This is a genomic window from Aliikangiella marina, assembly GCF_007004765.1.
GTDB classification, from domain to species: Bacteria; Pseudomonadota; Gammaproteobacteria; order Enterobacterales; family Kangiellaceae; genus Aliikangiella; species Aliikangiella marina.
In genome coordinates this window covers 1301935-1323831 of record NZ_VIKR01000001.1, presented here as the reverse complement: position 1 = coordinate 1323831, position 21897 = coordinate 1301935, and the positions used below count along the sequence as shown (strand labels likewise).

At 36.5% G+C, this 21897-nt stretch carries 2 protein-coding genes (1 of these 2 only partly in view); both read left to right on the top strand.

Features of this window, described 5'->3' with window-relative positions; all coding sequences use genetic code 11:
- Positions 1 to 5251 carry the final stretch of a non-ribosomal peptide synthetase gene (locus FLL45_RS05380; protein ID WP_142940949.1) on the top strand. It extends 8132 nt beyond the left edge of the window, so only the last 5251 of its 13383 coding nucleotides appear in the window; its start codon lies off the left edge, out of view; the stop codon is at positions 5249 to 5251.
- Positions 5248 to 21897: a non-ribosomal peptide synthetase gene (locus FLL45_RS05375; RefSeq protein WP_142940948.1), complete on the top strand. Its 16650-nt coding sequence runs from the start codon at positions 5248 to 5250 to the stop codon at positions 21895 to 21897. Before FLL45_RS05380 ends, FLL45_RS05375 begins: the two co-directional genes overlap by 4 nt.

Here is a 21897-nt window from a genome sequence, read left to right as displayed (position 1 = left end):
GCAGAAAAAGTCGGTTTTAGAAATATCGAAAAGTAACTATTTGACTAATGTCGAACCAATGTGTATTCACAGAATATTCGAGGAGTCTGTAACAAATAGATCTGACGAGATTGCGCTTCATCATCAGTCAAGGTACTTGAGCTTTTATGAGTTAAATATTAGGTCAAATAAGTTAGCAAGATATCTAGTAAAAGTAGGAGCGACTAAGGATTCGATCATTCCTTTGTTTTTTAACCGCTCTATTGAAATGATTATTTCAATGTTAGCAATTCTTAAATCAGGGGCAAGTTATCTTCCAATTGATCCCGATTATCAAGATAAGCGAGCAAAAAAATTATTAGAAAGTCAGAAATTTAATTGTGTTTTAACACATTCAGCACAATTTAACAGGCTAGGCCGCATTATTAATGGGGAAAAACTACCTATTATTAATGTTGATTCTGCTGAAGTTGAATATAGCGTTAAGCAAGAAAGCGGTGATAATCTAACCGATGTTGAGTCAAGCATTAACGATTTAGCCTACATAATTTACACTTCGGGTAGTAGTGGTGAACCCAAAGGGGTTATGGTTGAACATCAGGCGTTGAGTTCCTTCTTGAACGCAATACATCAGCACTACTATACTAAAACACGGCAAGGAACATTTTTAGCGACTTCTTATGCATTTGACTTAACGATACCAAGCATATTTCTTCCGTTACTATATGGAGGCACTATACGTTTGTTCGACCAAGGTTTGGAGATTGAGCAACTAGCTAATACTCTAAATAATAACTGCAATCGGGTAGATGAGTCTCAGGTAATCAGATTAACCCCAAGCCACCTTGCAGCTATCATTCCGTTGCTGGAAAACAAAACATTTAAATCTGCCTATAGTTTTGTGATCGGTGGAGAAGCATTCCCAACACATACTGCTCGTCAACTCAAAAAAACCTTTCCAAATGCAAAAATATTCAATCAATATGGACCAGCAGAAACAACTGTAGCATGTAGTCTATATCGAGTTGACAATAACCTGGATAGTATTGATTCTATTTACTGTCCAATTGGTCAATCAATTGCAGACGCACATCTTTATGTATTAAATACTAGCCGCAAGCTGTGTCCATTAGGGACCACTGGGGAATTATATGTTGGTGGTAGAGGACTGTCTCGCGGCTACTTCAATAATCCGCAGGAAACCAAGCAAAGGTTTTTAAATAATCCATTCTTAGAAAACAGCCCTAATAAAATGTACAAAACAGGTGATCTCGTACGTTGGCGTAAAGATGGCAATCTTGAGTTCCTCTCAAGAGTTGATAATCAAGTCAAACTAAATGGTATTAGAGTTGACTTAAGCGAAATTGAAAACAGTCTTCGTGAGTCAGAGTATGTGCGAGATTGTATTGTCATTAAAAGCAAACAAAGTTCCGCTAACAACCAGTTGGTCGCTTATATAGTAGTAGAAAATATTTATTCGACTATTGTGCTTAAAGACAACGCTAAATTTTCAAGGGTGCTAAATTCGTTTCTCGCTACTCAATTATCACAATATATGACGCCTAAGTATTATGTATATTTAGAGAGTTTACCTTTGACAGTGAATGGTAAGATTAATTTTGAAAGTCTTCCAAATGTTAATGAGGGAAATCTAATAAGATCTGCTTTTGTTGACCCTACAAATGAGACAGAGACTCGGTTATGTGAGATTTGGCAGGAATTATTAAGAAAAGAAAAAGTAGGCATAAATGATAGTTTTTTTGCTTTAGGAGGTCATTCGTTAATCGCCGTGAGACTTCTCAACAAAATAAAAGCTGAATTTAATTGTCAATTACCTTTAAGAGCCATCTTTGAAAGTCCTACAATAGCTGAATTAGCTTTGTTGTTAGAAAATTACTCTCAAGTTTATAAACTTCCTGAAATAGAGAAAGTGGATAGAAATAAAAAAATACCACTTTCGTTTTCTCAGCGGAGACTTTGGTTTGTAGATCAGTTAGGAGGCGGTAGTTCACAATACAACATGAAAGGGAAGCTTAAATTAGATTCAGAATTTGACAGAGAGTATTTTGAAAAAACGATAAAAACACTTTTGTTACGTCACGAAATACTTAGAACGAAGTATATCCAACATAGCGATGGAATCTATCAGGAGTTATTTGAAGCATACAGCTTGCCGGTCTTTTACTATGATATTTCAGAAATGGCATCGACAGAGCAAAAAAACAGAATTAATGATATTTCAACTGGGGTGGTTAACAAAAAATTCGATTTAACCCATGAGTTACCGATTAGATTTATTGCGATTAAGTCAAGTGTCAATGACTATTTAGTTTTTTACGTTCTACATCATATTGCAGCAGATGGCTGGTCTAGCGATATTTTACAAAAAGACTTCACATCAATTTATAGCAATCATCAAAGTCAAAATGAGATCAAGCTTCCTAGTTTAGAGGTTCAGTATGCTGACTATGCAAATTGGCAGATTAATTCAGTACCGGATTCGTTTTATGAAGCCCAGCTAGGTTACTGGAAGGAAAAACTGAAAGAAATCCCGGTAGTACATGGTTTGCCTCTTGATCGTCCTCGGCCGCCAATACAAAACTACCGAGGCCGATTGTTTCGTCAAATTTTGAGTAAAGAAATCAACGAACAAATATCACAGTATTGTGATCAAAAGGAAGTTACTCTTTTTATGTTCATGCAAACGCTATTTGCTTTATTAATTGGCCGTTATAGCGATAGCTCAGATATTGTGATGGGTACAGCAGTAGCAGGTCGAAATCAACCTGAGCTGGAAAACGTAATCGGATTGTTTTTAAATATATTAGTATTACGAACAGATCTTTCTAAGAATGAAACATTTGAATCGCTAATAGATTTAAATAAATCTATGATTCTTGAGGCGTTCGCGAATCAAGATCTACCATTTGATCGGTTGGTAGAAGAACTCAGCCCTCAACGTAATTTAAGACATAACTCACTCGTTCAAATTTTGTTCGGGGTACAAAATAATGAAAATGAGCTAACAAGTGGAGTTACAGAAGTCGATACCATGCGAAAGCGAATTTTCGGTGAGTTTGTTGATGTAGAACTTTCAATTAGATTTGATTTAAAGTTGGATGTGTTTCAAGTAGGAAATTCGCTAGTCCTAGAGTGGTTTTTTGATGAGTCTTTGTTTATTGATGCTACTATTGAACGAATGACAACTAGTTTCTCGGAGTTATTAGAGGTAATCCTACAACAAAGTATAGCCAGGAACCAACCTATTCAACAGATTGAATTCTTGTCTCGATTCGAAAAGTCAGCTTTACTAGATAAATGGAATAAGAGTAGTGCATATCGATATCCAGGACATCTTTGGTTTGAATGGTTTGAAGCTCATGTGATTAAAAGCCCGGACTCAATCGCTGTCATTAAAGACAGTGATGAAGTTACCTATCATGAGCTGAATAAGAAAGCCAATCAATTAGCAAACATGTTACTTTCAAGAGGAATAAAGACAGATCAACTAATAGGCATTTGTCTAGAACGATCGATCGATATGCTAATTGCGTTACTTGCAATCAATAAGGCTGGTGCTGGGTACGTTCCATTGGACCCAAATTCTCCGGAAGAGCGGTTGAGTTTTATCTTGCAAGACAGCGATTGTAAGCTTGTTCTGACACAAGAGTCGATAGCAGGTAATCAACTGAATTTAGTTGAGAACAAGTTATGTATCGATAACGATGCTTTCATAAAAACGCTAGCAAATTATGATATAAAAAACATCGACCGATCAAAAAGCAACCTACATGAAAGCAATGTTGCTTATGTAATATATACTTCCGGCTCAACAGGAGTTCCCAAAGGAGTCGTTACAACTCACAGAAATCTCTCGGAATTTCTCTCAGCTGCTGGAGATAACTTCATTAACACTGAAATCTCAGGTGCGATTGTAAGCTCAACACTAGTTTTTGACGCTACGGTTGGTTCTTTGTTAGTGCCATTGTGCTTCGGTTTATATGCTGAGATTTTAGATGATGGTATCATTGCTATAGAGCAATTAAGTGATTGTTTGTCTGACGATGAGTCATCATACTTATTTAAAATCACCCCGTCCCATATAGAGGCTGTAATTAGTAAGGGCTTTATTCAAAAGAATGTAACCTCAAAACATGTACTAGTCATTGCCGGGGAAGCACTAGCTAGTAACCTTATATTTGAGGGTATAAAAGATCTATTACCAAATTCATTATTAATTAACGAATACGGGCCGACTGAAACTACAGTTGGTAGTACAACCTTCAATATATCAGATATCGATAAGACCCCTCATTTAAATACCATTCCAATTGGTCAAAGTTTGGGATGCACCGATCTTTACGTGTTAAATCAACATCAACAAATAATGCCTATAGGCGGTACTGGTGAGTTATACATTGGTGGTGAAGGAATCGCTAGAGGATATCTACGAAGGCCTAGTTTGACTGCGGAGAAGTTTTTACCTAACCCTTTTAGCTTAGTTCCGGGTGAGCGATTATACCGTACCGGAGATTTGGTGAAATATTTAAGTGATACAGAAAATTACGCCGGTAATATTACCTTTGTTGGTAGAGTCGATCATCAAGTAAAAATTAGGGGCTATCGAATAGAGCTAGACGAAATACAGAAACATTTAGAAGAAACTTCATTAATTAAAAATGCAGTAGTGGTTGCTCGGCAAAGAAAGGATATTGGCGTAAGTTTAATTGCTTACATAGTAGTCCAAGATGTTCAAAACACATCGACTCTTAACAACGACGTCGCTTTAGTCGGAGGTAATGAATTAGCGGAGAGGTTAAAAAATATACTCAGGAATAAGCTACCTGAGTATATGGTACCAAGTAGTTATATGGTCATCAAGGAGATGCCTTTAACTCTCAATGGAAAAATAGATATCTCAGCCTTACCTGATGTTGATGTAAATTCACTCAATCATCGGAAGTTCAAGGAACCGACGAGTAAAACTGAAATTAGCATGTGTCAGATGTGGCAGTCACTTTTAGGATTAAATCAAGTAGGAGTGTTAGATAACTTTTTTGATCTTGGTGGACACTCCTTATTGGCAACAAGATTGATTAGTCTGGTTAGAGAAGAGTTTCAAGTGGAAATTTCGTTGCGTGCGTTATTCGAAAACCCGAGCGTAGAGAGTTTTTCTACTTGTATTGACGATTGCTTGCTTGACCAAGCAATGCTAAAAAATAAACAAGATTTATCTGGTACAGATGATGCAGAAGAGGTAGTTTTGGAATGAGTGTGCGTGACGTTTTGAAAACAGCAATGGCTCAAGGTGTGTACTTTTACCTTAAGAATGGAAAACTGGCATACAAAGCGAAAATGGGTGCGTTGTCAGAATCACTCAAACAAAGCATTTTAAACCATAAAGATCAAATAATTGATTACTTGGTTAATGAGGAAAGACAAGGTCAATCGCAAGTGCTATCCGACATTAAACCAATAGATCGAAGTTTGCCTATTCCCTTGTCTTTTTCTCAACAAAGATTATGGTTTATAGACCAGTTAGAAAATCATAAAAGCCAGTATAACCTAACGGGACAATTTTTAATTAATGGCGAACTTGATCTGTCTGCGTTAGAGTCATCGTTAAATACTCTTATTGCACGTCATGAAGTTCTTCGTACCAACTTTCAGGTTAAAAACAACGAGCCTTGTCAAATAATCAACGAAAAATTTACTACTCCGTTTAGCTTCATTGACTTATCAAAACATGAAGGTGTTAATAGCTCGTCTAAAATCGAAGATGTTGTTAAGACATGTGCACAAAGAAGATTTGATCTGGCCAATGATTTGTTAATCGAATTTAAGGTCATAAAAATAGCACACGAGAAATACATTGTGTTTTATGTCATGCACCATATCGTTAGTGATGGCTGGTCAAGAGGAATCATTCAGCGTGAAGTCAGCGAGCTCTATAATGCCATAATAAGCAATAGAGATTATAAACTTCCTGAGTTAACGATTCAGTACGCTGACTATTCAAAATGGCAACGTGACTATCTGAGCGCAAAGGTAATCCAACAAGGGATAGAGTACTGGCAAAATCATCTCCAAGGGTTACCTCATGTACATAGTATTCCTTTGGATAACCCCAGACCGCCTAAACCAACTTACAAGGGAAAAACCAAAAGATACATTTTTGACGACAAAGTAACTAGAAAAATACGAGATTTTAATAATCGACATGGAACGACCATTTTTATGTTTATTCAATCAGCATTAGTTGTGTTGTTTAGTCGTTATAGTGGTGAAAATGATATCGTAATCGGTACTGCAAGTAGTGGTCGTAATCAAAAGAGCTTAGAAAATCTAGTGGGATTCTTCATTAATGACTTAGTTATTCGTTCAAATGTCAATAATGAACTAACATTTGAAGAGTTTTTGACAAACAACAAGAAAACGATCTTAGATGCCTTTAGTCAACAGCACATACCTTTTGAAGTATTGGTGGAAAAGCTTAACCCGCAAAGAAGCGCAAGTTATAGTCCACTATATCAAATCAAATTGGATATTCAGAATAATCAGCAGTCATCGTTAAAACTGTCTAACGTCAAATCAGTTGATGCAAGGCAAAAAAGTCGATATTACAAGAATCAAGATAGTGTCGAGAAAGAGATCGTGCATAATATTAAGCATGACCTTTATATTAGCGTACAAGAATTAAAAGATACCATCAGTATAACCTGGCGTTATGCGACGGATATATTTAATGACAATACCGTCGAGAGGTTTAATCAATATTTAAATAATATTCTTTCAGATATTTTTGAAAATGGTTCAAAGAGAATCAGCGATTTAGCCCTAATTTCTAAAAATGAAGCCGATGTATTTATTAGAGATATACCGTTAGAAAATAGATTTCAATTTAAGGGCGACGACGTTATAAAATGCTTTGAGCATTTTGCTAAGGTTGCTCCTGAACACGTTGCAGTATCTACACTAACCGATCAGCAAAGCTATAAAAAACTTAACCAAGCTGTAAATAGACTAGCTGTTCTTATTAAAAATCAAAAGTTAGCATCTAATAGTAAAATCGCCATATGTATGGAGCGGTCATCTGAAATGATGACTGCTATCTTAGCAATATTAAAAGCCGGACATGCTTTTGTACCAATCGATCCCCATATGCCGCAACAGCGGATCAACACGATTCTCCAAGACTGTAATTGCCCCTTGGTCTTAACGCAAAACGAATTGATGGAAGAGATCTCTTTTGAAAGAGTGAAAGCAGTACCCGTAGATAGCAAGTACGTTGCGGGCATTTTAGAATCATTTTCTGATATTGATATTAACGTCCAAATAAGTCCTCAAGATATTGCCTATGTAATATACACATCTGGGTCAACGGGAGTACCTAAAGGAGTGGTCGTAAAACACAAGGCGTTATTCGGGTATTGTGTCGAAGCATTAAATCAATATTATAGTACGGGTATAGGTGGGGCTTTAGTATTAACCGCTTATAATTTCGACTTGACTTTACCGTCGTTGTTTTTACCGCTTATGACAGGTGGAACAGTTCAATTGATGACAGTTGGGGATGAAATAGGCGAATTAAAGAGAAAGTTAACTGAATTAAAAGCACCCCAGTTAATAAGACTTACTCCTAGTCACTTGAGCTTATTGATTAATGAGTATAAAGAAGAACAAGAAAGCGAAATTAGTCTTACTAATCATAGCTTTGTAATAGGAGGGGAGGCGCTTGCCAATTCTTTAGTCAATAAGCTGCGCGGTTTATTTCCAAAAGCCGCTTTATTTAACCATTATGGTCCAACTGAAGCTGTAGTCGGTGCAACACTGAATCAGTTAGCGATATCAGAAAATATATCGAGCATTTATAGCCCAATAGGCACACCTATGAGTAACAAACCTTCGTTTGTGCTCGATAAGCAGCTACAACTTTGCGCGCCTGGTATAGTTGGAGAACTATATATAGGCGGTAATGATTTGTCAGATGGTTATTTGAATGATACTGCTTTGACTCGTTCAAAATTTATAACTAACCCTATCAAAGAGTCAAATTCGAGAATTTTATATAAAACGGGCGATCTTGTCAGGTGGGTGCAATTCAATAACAATGAGAAGCCTGTGCTCGAGTATTTTGGACGAACTGACGATCAAGTTAAATTGAGAGGACTAAGGATCGAGCTTGGCGATATTGAGAATTATTTAAATGCACAACAGGCGATAAGTAAGTCCGCCGTATCTGTTTTTAAAACAGAATCTAACGATAGTAGGCTAGTTGCATACGTGTGTTTAGCCGATAGTAATTTGCTAGCCGCTGAAGAAGAGGCTGAACTCATAAGAAAGAAAGAGTCACTAGTAAAGAGTATCAAGGAACAACTATCTGGCACTATTCCCGAATATATGGTTCCTCAAATATTTATATTTGTCGAAGAGTTGCCGTTAACAAAAACTGGCAAGCTCGATCGTAAAAGGCTGCCGGAACCTAGCGAATCTGATCTTGTAAAAACCCATTATGTAGCTCCGAGTTCTGACTTAGAGTCAAAGATGTGCGAAGCCTGGCAAACTGTTCTAGAACTACAACAAGTGGGAATTGAAGACGACTTCTTTATGGTCGGCGGTCATTCTTTATTAGCGACGAAACTGGTAAATCTTATTCGAAGTGATTTAGGTGTCGAAATTCCGTTACGAGCGATATTCGAAAACAGTAAATTAGTTGAATTATGTCAATTCATTGAAACTCATGGTAAAACTTCGGCAATGCCAATTCCAGTGCGAACCAAATCTGGAGATATCCCACTATCCTATGCTCAACAAAGACTTTGGTTTATTGACCAGCTTGGTGAAGGAAGTTCACATTACAACGTTACCGGCAAGATTCTCGCTAATGAAAGTATTTGTATGAGTTCACTAGCTAAAGCATTTTCAATGTTGCTAGATAGGCACGAAGTTCTAAGGACAACTATTGTCGATAATAATGGTGGAGCTTGCCAGGTTATCAACACAATTACCGACCCGGTCATCGATTATCTAGACTTTTCTCAATCAACGCCAAGTCAAATAAAGTTAGAGCTATTTCAGTTCATTGAAAGTAGAGCTAAGTTAAAGTTTGATCTTAGCAACGATCTAATGATTAAGATCACCGTTATTAGCTTACCAGATGAACGAAGCTTGATTACATACACCATGCATCACATTGCAAGCGATGGTTGGTCAAGAAGTATATTCGAAAAAGAACTGATGGAGTTTTATTATTGTTATAAACAGAATGACTCGATATCTAAGTTGCCTCTAAAACTACAATATGCTGATTATGCTATTTGGCAAAAATCTTTACTTAATGACAATGAAATCAAGACACAATTGGATTATTGGAAGGGGAATTTACAAAGGATACCGAAAACTCACTCCATACCTTTAGATTATCCAAGACCAGAAAAACAGAGTTTTACTGGTAGGAAACTGACTAAAAATATTAGTGGGGACTTAAATAAATTAGTTTACAAATTTTGTCAACAGCATGACGTTACGTTGTTTATGCTAGTACACGCTGTATATGCATTAGTATTAGGCCACTATAGTCAAAATAAAAGTATTTTAATGGGGACGCCTATATCTGGGCGTGTGCATAAGGATTTAGAAGAGCTTATCGGTATGTTTGTTAACTCTCTGGTGCTAAAAACAGAGGTTAATCAAACGGACAGTTTTTTGGATTTATTAAAAAAGTCGAAAAGCACTGTTTTGGAAGCATTTGAAAACCAGGACGTGCCTTTCGAAATGTTAGTCGAAGAGTTATGTCCAGAAAGAGATTTAGCCTACAATCCTATTTATCAATTTATGCTGGTCTTTCCTAATGATCACGCTAAGCGACAGAATACAAAGTCTAGCGAAAATGAACCCGCTCCGGGAATATTGATAAGTAACGATGATTTAGACAATACAGTATTAAGAACCGATATAGATTTGTATGTTAACTATAATAATTCAGGTATAAATCTAACATTCAAATATTCAGATGTGATCTTTAAACCAGAAACGATCGAGCTACTATCGACTCAATTCGTCAATATACTAGATGAAGTTTTGTCTAATCCGTTAAAAGTATTGTCTGATCTAAATTTTGACAAACCTGACCAAGCATTGATTTTAAACGCCGAAAGTGTTGCTGCAGATGTTACTGAAGACCTTGGGCTTTCTTTCCATCAACAAAGACTTTGGTTTATAGAAAGCTTTGAGCGGGGAGTCGTATATGAGGGGGGACCTTCTTATCATAATATACCGCTATTGCTGCATATTGAGGGTGATTGCAACGCTAATATCCTTGAAAGAAGTGTAAATGAAGTATTAGATAGTTTTGCTCTAACTCAAAGAGTATACAGTGAAAAGGATTCTGGATTATTTATTAGTGATGCGGAAAAAGACAGTCTAAAGCTGTATCATGAGAGCGTTATTACTCAAGATATGACTAAATATCAAGCGATAGAGTATGCGATTAACAAATCTAAACAATGCTTTGATTTTACAAGCTCGCGGTTGGTTAGTCTTCAACTAATACGATATGGAGCTGATAAAAATATATTTTTAATGACTATACACCATATGCTAGTAGATCGGCCTAGTATAAAGCTACTGTCAAAGTTAATCCGCGAATGCTACATAGACAAACTAAACGGAAAAAGTAAAACTGCGCTCAAAGCTAACAGATTAATCGATAATTTAACTTGTCGAGAATCTAGTTGGTCTAAGGATCCAAAGGTATATTTACCTCACATAGCATACTGGAGATCTAAATTAGGGAGTAATGTTAAAGCGCTAGAGTTACCTCAAGACTATCCACGTAAACACGTACATGAATACATTGAGGGGAGGTATCACTCTGAATTTGATTCGAGTTGTTGCGAAGCCGTCAAACACCTGAGCAAAGAACTTAATATCACTGAAGAAGTATTCTTTCTCGCAGCCTTCAAAGCCTTATTGTTCAAATATACCCAACATAATGAAGTTGTTGTTGGAGCCGTCATCGATAAAAGGCAAAGAATTAACGATAGTTCAGCGCTAGGAATGTTTCAGAACTATGTTCCGATTCGGGATGTATTCAATAACGACGATGATTTCCACTCTATTGTTAAAAAAGTTCATCAAACCTTCAATGAATCTGTCCGTTATTCTGATATTCCGTTCGATTTATTAACGCAAAAGTTGCAATTAGAAGTAGATATGAGTCGAACTGTGCTGTTCGACGTTTTATTTCAATATGAAGTAGACAGTGAAGTAGAGTCGATAAACGAGTTAACTAATTTCGAACATATAGATACTAACCTTGGATTTGGTAAATATGACCTTAATGTACTAATAAAAAAACAAAATGATAATTACGCTATCTCAGTTGTATACAATAAAGATTTTTATAAAAGTGAAACAGTTAGTCAGACCTTTAGACATTTCCAAAATCTGATAAAACAGGTTTTGACCAATAGTCATATTAATATTTTGTCTATGGATTTACTAGACGAGCAAGATAGGCAACAGCAATTAAGAGATTGGAATAAAGCTGACCCAGAAAAAAGTGTCCAGAAAACGGTCTACCAAAAATTCGAGGAAAACGTAGTTAAAAACCCTGATAGCGTTGCGCTCGTTTTAGGCACACAATGTCTTACTTACCGTGAACTCAACGTTCGCGCCAATAAAATAGCGCATTACCTTGTCGCATCAGGTATTTGCCAAGATGATAAAGTTGGATTATATGTTAATCGTTCGATAGAAATGGTTATCGGTATACTCGCTATCGTTAAGGCTGGTGCTGCTTATGTTCCTATCGATCCCGCAATTCCGAAAAATAGGACTCAATTTATTGTTAACGATTCTCGTATTGATAACATATTAACTGAAAAGTCGTTTTTCAAACAACTTGATGATTATCTGGATACTATCAATGTCAATATAAATTATCTCTGCATAGAAGGGGGGGAAGATAAATTAGGAAATGATTTATTGTTTGAAGGCCAATCACAAGACAATGTTAAGTTGAAGTCTAAGGATATATTAAGCAGCTTGGCATACGTCATATATACTTCAGGTTCCACTGGTAATCCAAAAGGTGTTCTAATAGAACATGCGAATATTACGAATTTACTAAGCTCGTGCCAGGGAGTCTTTGACTTAAAACAATCTGACATTTGGACTTTATTTCACTCGTTTGCATTTGATTTTTCCGTATGGGAGCTTTGGGGTTGTTTAACTAATTCAGCAAAATTGATAATTATTCCTCAACAAACAGCACAATCTCCGGAGGATTTTTATGAGCTTCTTTTACAAGAAAAAGTTACGATCTTAAATCAAACACCCTCCATGTTTAAAGAGGTCATTAGTGTCGATAATAAATTACAAAAGTCGCTATCACTTAAAAATATAATCTTCGGTGGTGAAGCGTTAGACTTTTCGATACTAAAAAGTTGGTTTGAACGGCATCCAGAAGACTCTCCCAGGTTAGTTAACATGTATGGAATTACTGAAACAACTGTCCATGTAACCTTCCACCCGATAAAGAAAGAAGAAGCCGCAGGTTTGACTTATAGCACGATTGGTAAAAAGTTACCTCACTTAGAATTGTATATTCTGAGCGAACAAATGAATCTATTACCAAAAGGGCTTCAAGGCGAAATATATGTTGGTGGTTCAGGGGTTGCCCGCGGCTATATTAATAGTGAACAGTTAAACAAAGCACATTTCGTCCCTAATCCTTTTAAAGAAAAGGAAAGATTATATAAAACGGGTGACTTAGGGCGTTTTCTATCAGATGGTAACGTTCAATATTTAGGACGTAAGGATCATCAGATCAAGATTCGCGGTTTTAGGATAGAACTGGGAGAAATAGAAAAGGTTATTTGTAATCACAATGCAGTTAGTTCCTCAGTAGCGATTGTTCATGAAAGTAGTGAGAACGACCGTCGTATAATTGTATATGTTGTATTGAAAACTAAATATCGAGAACAATTGGAGAATAGTTCTACAAGAGAGCTGACCGATCACATATTAAAAACTGCTCAAGCCTATTTGCCTAAGTACATGTTGCCGTCAGCTGTAATCGCTATCGAAAGTATACCGTTGACTGTAAATGGCAAATTAGATAAAAAATCGCTACCAAGTCCTCTTGATAGTTTAAGTGATGCTTCTACATACCAAGCGCCCGATAGTGAAATAGAATCCAAGCTTTGTGACTTATGGCAGAATACGCTCAAAGTGAATAAAGTAGGCACAAATGATAATTTCTTCAAGCTTGGAGGACATTCGCTTTTAGCAACAAGGCTTGTGAGCGCAATTAGACGTGAGTTTAATATTGAAATGCCGATACGGACATTGTTTGAGTATCCTACAGTCAAAGAACTATCCGAAATCGTAAAAAGCACCACTAATAAAGAGGTTCTTCCTCCAGTCGAGAAGGTGAATAGAGACAATAAACTGCCCTTATCTTATGCGCAGCAACGATTATGGTTTATAGACAAGCTCGGTGAGGGCAGTACAGAATATAATATGCCCGGTTATTACTTGTATAGTGGTAATTTGAACAGGCAGGCATTTAGCGCCGCGTTAGAAACACTTATCTGGCGACACGAAATATTAAGAACACAATACATTGAAGATAAAGATGATGTTTATCAAGTCATAGCGACACAATTTGAATTGCCACTTAAGTTTATAGATCTTAGTGGAGAGAGAAACGAGAGCAAGCGTTCTATTGTTTCAGAAAGGTTAAAACAAGAGGCAGAAAAACCTTTTGATCTCAAGAACGATTTAATGGTTAGGTTGTGTGTAATCAAACTCGAAGACAGTAAACACTTGATACACTATACTATTCACCATATCGCAGGTGATGGCTGGTCGATTAAAATATTTAAAGATGAACTCAATAGCCTTTACGAAAGCGGCGTGCTTGATGCGCAGTCTCAACTTGCTCCACTAAGAGTTCAGTATGCTGATTATGCGGTTTGGCAACGCCAGTGGCTATCTGGCGAATTACTCAAAAAACAAATTGATTATTGGAAGGAGCAGCTTGCGGGAATTCCTGCGGTTCATGATTTGCCACTTGATAAACCTCGGCCGTCAACTCAAAAATACGAGGGTAGAGCTTTTACGCAAATTATTAATAAAGAATTAACTAAAAATATTTATAACTTATGTGAGCAGCATGGCGTTTCGCTATTTATTCTACTAGAAACCGCCTTTGCCGTGTTAGTTAGCCGATACAGTAATCAGAAGGATGTAGTCATCGGTTCGCCGATTGCTGGGCGCACTCACTCTGACTTAGATTCTCTTATCGGTTTTTTCGTAAACTCTATCGTTGTTCGAACCGAAGTTAATGATGATCTAGATTTTGCTGAATTACTTACTAAAAATAAAACGACAATATTTGACGCCTTTGAACATCAGCATGTACCGTTTGAAATGCTGGTTGAAGAAATTAGACCAGAAAGGGATCTCAGTTATAACTCGTTGTTTCAGATATTATTTGTTGTTCAAAATACAGAAACAGAAAAGCAAGAAGACCTTGCTAATATTAATGATAGCGAAAAAGCTAGTTTGTTTAATGAACGCGATGTGCGTATTCGTTTCGACTTAGCTCTGCATGTGACAGAAAACAGCGATGATTTGAGTATTAGATGGTCGTATAGAAATTATTTATTCAAGGAATCTAGCATTAAGCGAATGGCTAATAGCTTTCGTGTTTTGCTAGAGTCAATTATATCTTCGCTCATGGATAGTGAAGAGAAGAAGTTGCCTATTTGCCAACTTAATTTACTGACTAATGAAGAGTTAGATTTACTGGAAAATAGCATCAATGATACACAAAAAGATCATTGTTTAGACACTTGTTTTCATGAAATGTTTGAAGCGCAGGTAGAGAGAACGCCAAACAATCAGGCGATCATTTTTGAAGATAGTACCTTGTCTTACAGAGAATTTAACCAATTATCTAACCGATTAGCGAGTTACTTAATATTTCGAGGAATAGGTAGAGATAGTATAGTTGCTATCAATATTAAACGTTCCGTTGAGTCAATGATAGCACTAATGGGAGTTTTAAAAGCTGGAGCTGGTTATGTTCCGTTAGAGCCGAATTTGCCGACTGATAGGATGAAGTATATATTAAATGATAGTGGTGCTAGATTGGTTATCACCGAGCCTCAGTATTCTGATATAAAAGCTTATGGCGATAGAAGTGTAATAGTTCTTGAGCAAAAGCTGCTTGAAGAGTTAAAAAGTGAGTTTGATGATAAAAACCCTTCTCGTGATTCTACGCAAATAACATCAAATAGTTTAGCTTATGTGATCTACACTTCAGGTACAACTGGTCAACCTAAAGGTGTAATGATAAACCATGCAAGTTTAAGCAATTTCTTATTAAGCGTAAAAGATAAGTTTCTCATTAATGACGTAGTAGGCTCTATAGTAAGCTCCTCCTTGACGTTTGATGCAACTATTCAATCACTTTACTTACCTTTAATCGATGGAAGGTCGGTAGAACTCTTACCTGATGATGACCAATTAATTGCTAATCTTGCTGAATATCTTGTAGATGATGAAGAAGCTTATTTGTTTAAAATAACACCAACGCATTTAAAAGCGTTAGTCAATCAAGCATCCATTGTTCGAAACCCATTATCTAAACACGTTATAGTTGTAGCTGGAGAAACCTTAACCAGGAATAATCTATTGCCTTGGTTTGAGTTACTACCGAATGCAAAGTTTATCAACGAATATGGTCCTACCGAAGGTACCGTAGGTAGCTGCATTTTCGAAATAAATGATATACAAAGCTTTTCTAGTGGTCAAAGTATTCCAATCGGATTTCCGCTAGATAATGTCAGCTTCTATGTATTTGATAAGAATAAAAATTTGGCGCCTTTTGGAGTTGTCGGTGAATTATATATAGGTGGTAAGGGCTTAGCTAGAGAGTACTTAAATCAGCCTCAGTTGACCAAGAGTAAATTTATCGAATACAAAATTAACCACCGCGATAGTATCAGATTATATAAAACCGGAGACCTTGTTCGCTGGGTTGAAAACTATGGATTGGAGTTTGTTGGCAGAGTTGATGATCAAATAAAAATCAGGGGCTACAGAATTGAGTTGACCGAAATTCAAACGGTGATTGAATCTATGGATCTTGTTAGAGATTCGGTAGTCATAGCGAATGCTAGTGAAGAAGAGAGCTCACTTATTGCGTATTTAGTCCCGACGCAAAGATATCTAGATGATGCTGCTTTAGAGTATAACAAGCAGCATGTTGAGCAATGGACTTCTGTTAATGATGATAAATACGGAGACGATACAAATCATATCGAAGATGTAAATCTTAACTTCTTTGGCTGGAATAGTAGTTATACCGGCCAACCAATTCAACAACAACAGATGGAGCAGTGGGTTGAAGAAACACTTTCTAGGATCTTAAAGCTATCCCCTAAGAATCTATTTGAAATAGGTTGTGGGCAGGGGCTGTTTTTGTACCGTTATGCCGAGTCTTGCAACCAAGTTTATGCTACTGACATTTCTAAAGTGGCGCTTGATGGAATTAAAAACGAATTAACAAAAAGAAACTGGAATAATGTGGCTCTTGAGCTAGGAGACGCGCTTCATTTTGATCATCTAGATAATACTGCAATAGATACAATTGTTATTAACTCAGTCTCGCAATATTTTCCGAACCAAAAATACTTAGATGAAGTGCTTCTAAATGCTATCAACTGTGTCGAGCCTGGAGGAAAAATATTTATTGGTGATGTCAGAAATCTCGATTTGTTTGAATCACATCTATGTGCGATAGAAAGGAGTCGAATTAATCAGAGCATTTCAGCAGGGACTTTTTCTTCTAGAATACAGCGAAGAAAAATAAAAGAACCCGAACTATTAATTAGCCCAAGCTACTTCGCTAATCTTAAAGAGTCTATTCAATCTATCGATAAGGTTGATATATTAGTCAAGCGCGGTGTAGGCGATAACGAAATGTTGAGGTATCGCTATGATGTCGTGATAACTAAGTCTGAAAAATGGTCGAATAGACCAGTGGAACACGACAATGTTGATGAATTTAAATGGATTGAATTCAATGGTATTACTGAGCTCAGAAGAGAGTTAGAGCTAGCAAAAGATGATACTTTTGGAGTCTTTGCTGTTCCTAACTATCGTGTTTTAGAGGATGTTGAGCTATCCAGTCAAATTAAAGGGTGGAGTAAAGATAGAGTCATTATCCCTCAACAAAATAAAGGACTATTAAGCTCGGAGAGTGTTAATCAGATCATAGAATTAGAGAAAGCCTTGAATTTCGCTGAAAACCAAGGATACCGTTGCGAAATAACATGGTCTCAAGAAAGTTTGGATAAACTCGATATTATTTTTAGTCAGTCAGAATTACCCGAGTTAAGGGCTCACGCGGATTATAACAAGCTTACATTAGTTAATTGCCCTCAATTACCAGCGATTGCTACCGAAATAGCAACGAAGGTGCGCAAATCACTTAACTCAAAACTACCTGAGTATATGGTTCCGTCTGTGTTTATCTGTCTCGAAGAGATGCCTTTAACGGTAAGCGGTAAAATCGATAAAAAATCGCTACCAACACCCGAAGATAGTGATAGAGAAAAAAGTGTCTATCAGCCTCCAACTAATAATATTCAAGAAAAGCTTTGTAAGATATGGGCCGAGTTGCTCGACTTAAAGCAAGTCGGTATAACGGATAACTTCTTCGCATTAGGCGGCCACTCACTTCTAGCGACTCGCTTGATTAGTCTTGTAAGGGAAGCTTTCAGAACAGAAATACCTTTAAGAGCACTTTTTGAGTCCCCAACGATCGGAGATTTCTCTAAACTAATTGAGGCTCAGTCAACAGAGATTGTTTTACCCGACATAGATGTTGTGGATAAGAGTAACCCATTACCTTTGTCCTATGCGCAACAAAGGCTCTGGGTGATAGATCAATTTAATCAAAACAGTGTTCAATACAATATGCCTGCGCGGTATCTAGTTAAAGGAGAGTTTAACTTAAAAGCATTAAAGAAAGCTTTTAAATGTGTCCTTGAACGACATCAGGTATTAAGAACTTGCTTTGTCGAATATGAACATACACCGAAGCAAGTCATTCAAGATAAATTTGATCTACCGTTTAGCTTTATCGATATATCATTAACTAGCAGTCAACAATTAAGCCAAAAACTTTCAGATATTATTGATGAAGAGACTAACACGCCTTTCGATCTATCTAAAGACATAATGATTAGGGTGAAAGTTGTCAAGATTGCGGACGAGTCGCATCTAATTTTATATACCATGCATCATATCGCATCAGATGGCTGGTCAGTAGGAGTTTTTCGTAATGAAATTAGTCAATTGTACGCCGCGTTTGCAAGTGACGAACCGAACCCATTAAAGCCATTAAAAATACAGTATGCTGATTTTGCAATGTGGCAAAAGCAATGGCTTGAAGGTGAATTGCTACGAAAAGGCTTAAACTATTGGCGTAATCAATTAAAATTGTTGCCCGTTACACATGGATTACCGCTTGATTATCGGAGACCAAACCAACAAACCTATTCAGGTAGAATATATCGTCAATTTATCAATAGAACGCTCAGCCAAAAAATTCAACGGGTTTGCGAAAAGCATGAAGTAACCTTATTTATGGTGTTACAAACCGCATTGGCAGTTTTAGTAAGTCGTTTTAGCAATCAGTCTGATATCGTTATTGGAACGCCGATTGCTGGTAGGAATCATTCTGACCTAGAATCCCTTATAGGTTTTTTTATAAATACTTTAGTGATTAGAACAAAAATATCATCAGATACGTCAATTTGCGATTTGTTAAAACAAAATAAAGAGACTATTTTGGATGCATATGGACACCAGTATATTCCTTTTGAAATGCTAGTCGACGAGTTACAACCAAAGCGCAGTTTAAGCTTTAACCCTTTAGTACAAATTTTGTTCGCAGTGCAAAATACTCAGAAAGGCTATTTGAATTTTCAAGAATCTAACGATTTTGCATCAAATATTGATAAAGCTGGAAATATAAAGGAAGTATCCAATATAAAGTTTGATTTAGAAATCAACGTGCATGAACAACAAGATGGTTTGTCGGTAAGTTGGGGCTACAATACAAGTCTATTTGAACAAGAGTCAATCTTTAATTTTGCAAATAGTTATCAAAATTTATTGAATAGCATTGCCGATTGTTTGTTACAAGGTATATTGGATAAACCTACTTTCAACAAGTCTTTTCCAGGTACCAAGAATTATTTGACTTTACTTGAAGAAAACCAGTTAACAACTCATAAGAATAGTGTGGTAGATCTCCAGTCTCAAAAGTACTGGCAAGAACAATTTACCAGTGGTATTCCAAGTTTATTATTGCCAACTGACTATGCACGTAAAGATATTCAGTGCTTTCAAGAAGCCAAGTTTTCAGTTCAAATCGGGCGAAAGTTGTCTGTGAGGTTACAGTCGCTCAGCAGGCGTCAGGGTGTCGATTATAGTGTGCTTTTATTAGCGAGTTTTTCTTTGTTATTGAGTCGTTATACAAATTCTCAGAAAATACTGTTGGGAACATATAACACCAAGCAGACTAATGGCACTGAGAGTGATTACTTTAATAACCAATTGATTTTAGTAAATGTCGATTCAGAAGATACATTTGAACAGTTTTTAAATAGTACCGCTCAATCTGTATTGGCAAGCAAAAATCATCAAGATTTGCCACTGTCAAAGTTACTTGAGTTAATCAACCCTATTTGTGGATTAAGTTATGCACCGTTGCATCAAGTTTCTTTCGCGGTTGAGACTCAAGTACGTCTCAGAAATACAAGTAACGCAAAAGCTGAAACGCTTAAAACTCAGTCCAATGACTACAATAGTTTACTCTCTAATATTGTTTACTCAAATACTGACATCGGCTTAGTGATATCTGAGGATCTAAAAGGTACTCTTTGTACAATAAATTACAATAAGTCGTTGTATGAGGAGTCAACTATTGAAAAAATGCTACTTAGATATGTTGGGCTATTAAAGGGTGCTATTGAAGATGTCAATAAGCCAGTTAGTGATTTGCATTTACCGGAAACCTATGTAAATCGAATAAATCTAAGTGATCATAATGGTATTCGATACTTAAAATCTGATTGTAATAATTCGCCTGGTACAAAGGCTAACAACTTAATGGAGCTCATCGAAAAACAAGCACAGAGCAATCCAGAACAGTTAGTCGCACAAGATAACAACGGCGGTATGACTTTAGAGTCGTTAAACGGCCGGGCAAATCAGCTAGCAAGAAAATTAAAAGAGAAAAATGTCGATGGAAGCCAAGTTGTTGCGTTGTTTATAAAACCATCAAATGAGTTTTTGATTAGTCTTCTAGCAGTATTAAAGACTGGCGCAAGTGTTATTTATTTACCAGAAGAACTACCTAGATTAAAAATTTATCACTTAATAGAAAAGTATAACGTAAAAACTCTTTTATTCGGTTTACAAGAATCAAATAGAGATCTGCCTAGTCGACTGGCGAGATACTTCTCTCAAGATTTTAATTTTATAGAATTCGAGATATCATCTAAATATTCGTCCGCAAACTTGAATAAAGATTTCATCAAACCAAGTACTAGAGCGTTGATAATCAACCAAACTAGTGAGTCTGGTAGTCGTCGTGATGACTATGATATATCACATAGCGTTTTAATTGAATCCGTGAATTCTCTATTGTCATTTAATGAGAGGCTTCCAGGTATTCAGGACTTATCGAAAGAATCGCAAGCGAGTGTACAAATATTTGATTATTTAGTAATGCTAGCTCGCAATGAAGTAATTGATTTTTCAGAGTCTACTAGCTCCGTAGTAAATAATGTTAACTCTATCGGTAATACCAGTATCAATAGTGGCGATTTATTTAAATCATTCATTAACCGTTGTCTTTTTGCGAGTCATTTATCAGTTATTAAAGATATACAGGCTGAGCAATTTCTATTGGATGGCAAACAACACAAAGATGTATTGGTCGTCAAAAATCATACTAATTTACCGTGTTACATTTTAAATGCAGACTTAAGTGCTGTACCGGAAGGTGGTATAGGAAACTTATTTATTTCGTTTTCAGATATATCATTAGGTTACGCAAAGAATGCTAGTCTAACCGCTGAGTGTTTTATCCCCAATCAGTTTGCACAGTCGTCTGGTCAAAGATTATATAACAGTGGCTTTTTAGCTAGAGTATTACCCAATCGCTTAATTGAGATAATTAGTTCGAGTGAGAAGGCTAGGGTTTATTCTTTTGACAAATTAGAACAATTGCTCAAACAAAGTCAGTTAACGGATGACGTTTTCATTAAAGCGATTCAAAGTCAAAATAGAATCCATTACGCCTGTTACTTAAAACTAAATCAAAATGAACGAGAAAGTGGTAATAAAAACTTAAATAATCGTATTTATGCTGTAGCTAAAAATCAATCAGAGCTGGTTCCCATTCCAACTCATATTATGAAGGTTGACCATTTTAATTATCATGAAGACGGTAGCATCAATAGTAATGATTTAGAGATACATCTTCCGATCAATAATGAATCTAGCATATATGTCAAGCCTCGAAATCAGCAAGAAGAGCTACTTTGCGATATTTGGAAAGGCGCCTTAAATGCAAAACAAGTTGGAATCAACGACAACTTTTTTGAACTTGGGGGGAATTCATTGATAGCAACTCGGGTTATTAGTCACATTAGAAAAGAGTTACAAGTCGAACTGGAGATAAAGTTATTATTTGAATCACCTACCATTGCAGAATTATGCTCAAAGATTAATGCAAGTAATGAGCAGTCAGTGGTACCAACCATTAAAAAGGTAGAGCGTCACCAAGAGGGCGGTAAAGATTTCGAGGAAGTAGAGTTTTGA

Excerpts from the sequence above, each read along its gene's own strand:
- FLL45_RS05375 (WP_142940948.1), top strand. The coding sequence starts at position 5,248 with ATGAGTGTGCGTGACGTTTTGAAAACAGCAATGGCTCAAGGTGTGTAC.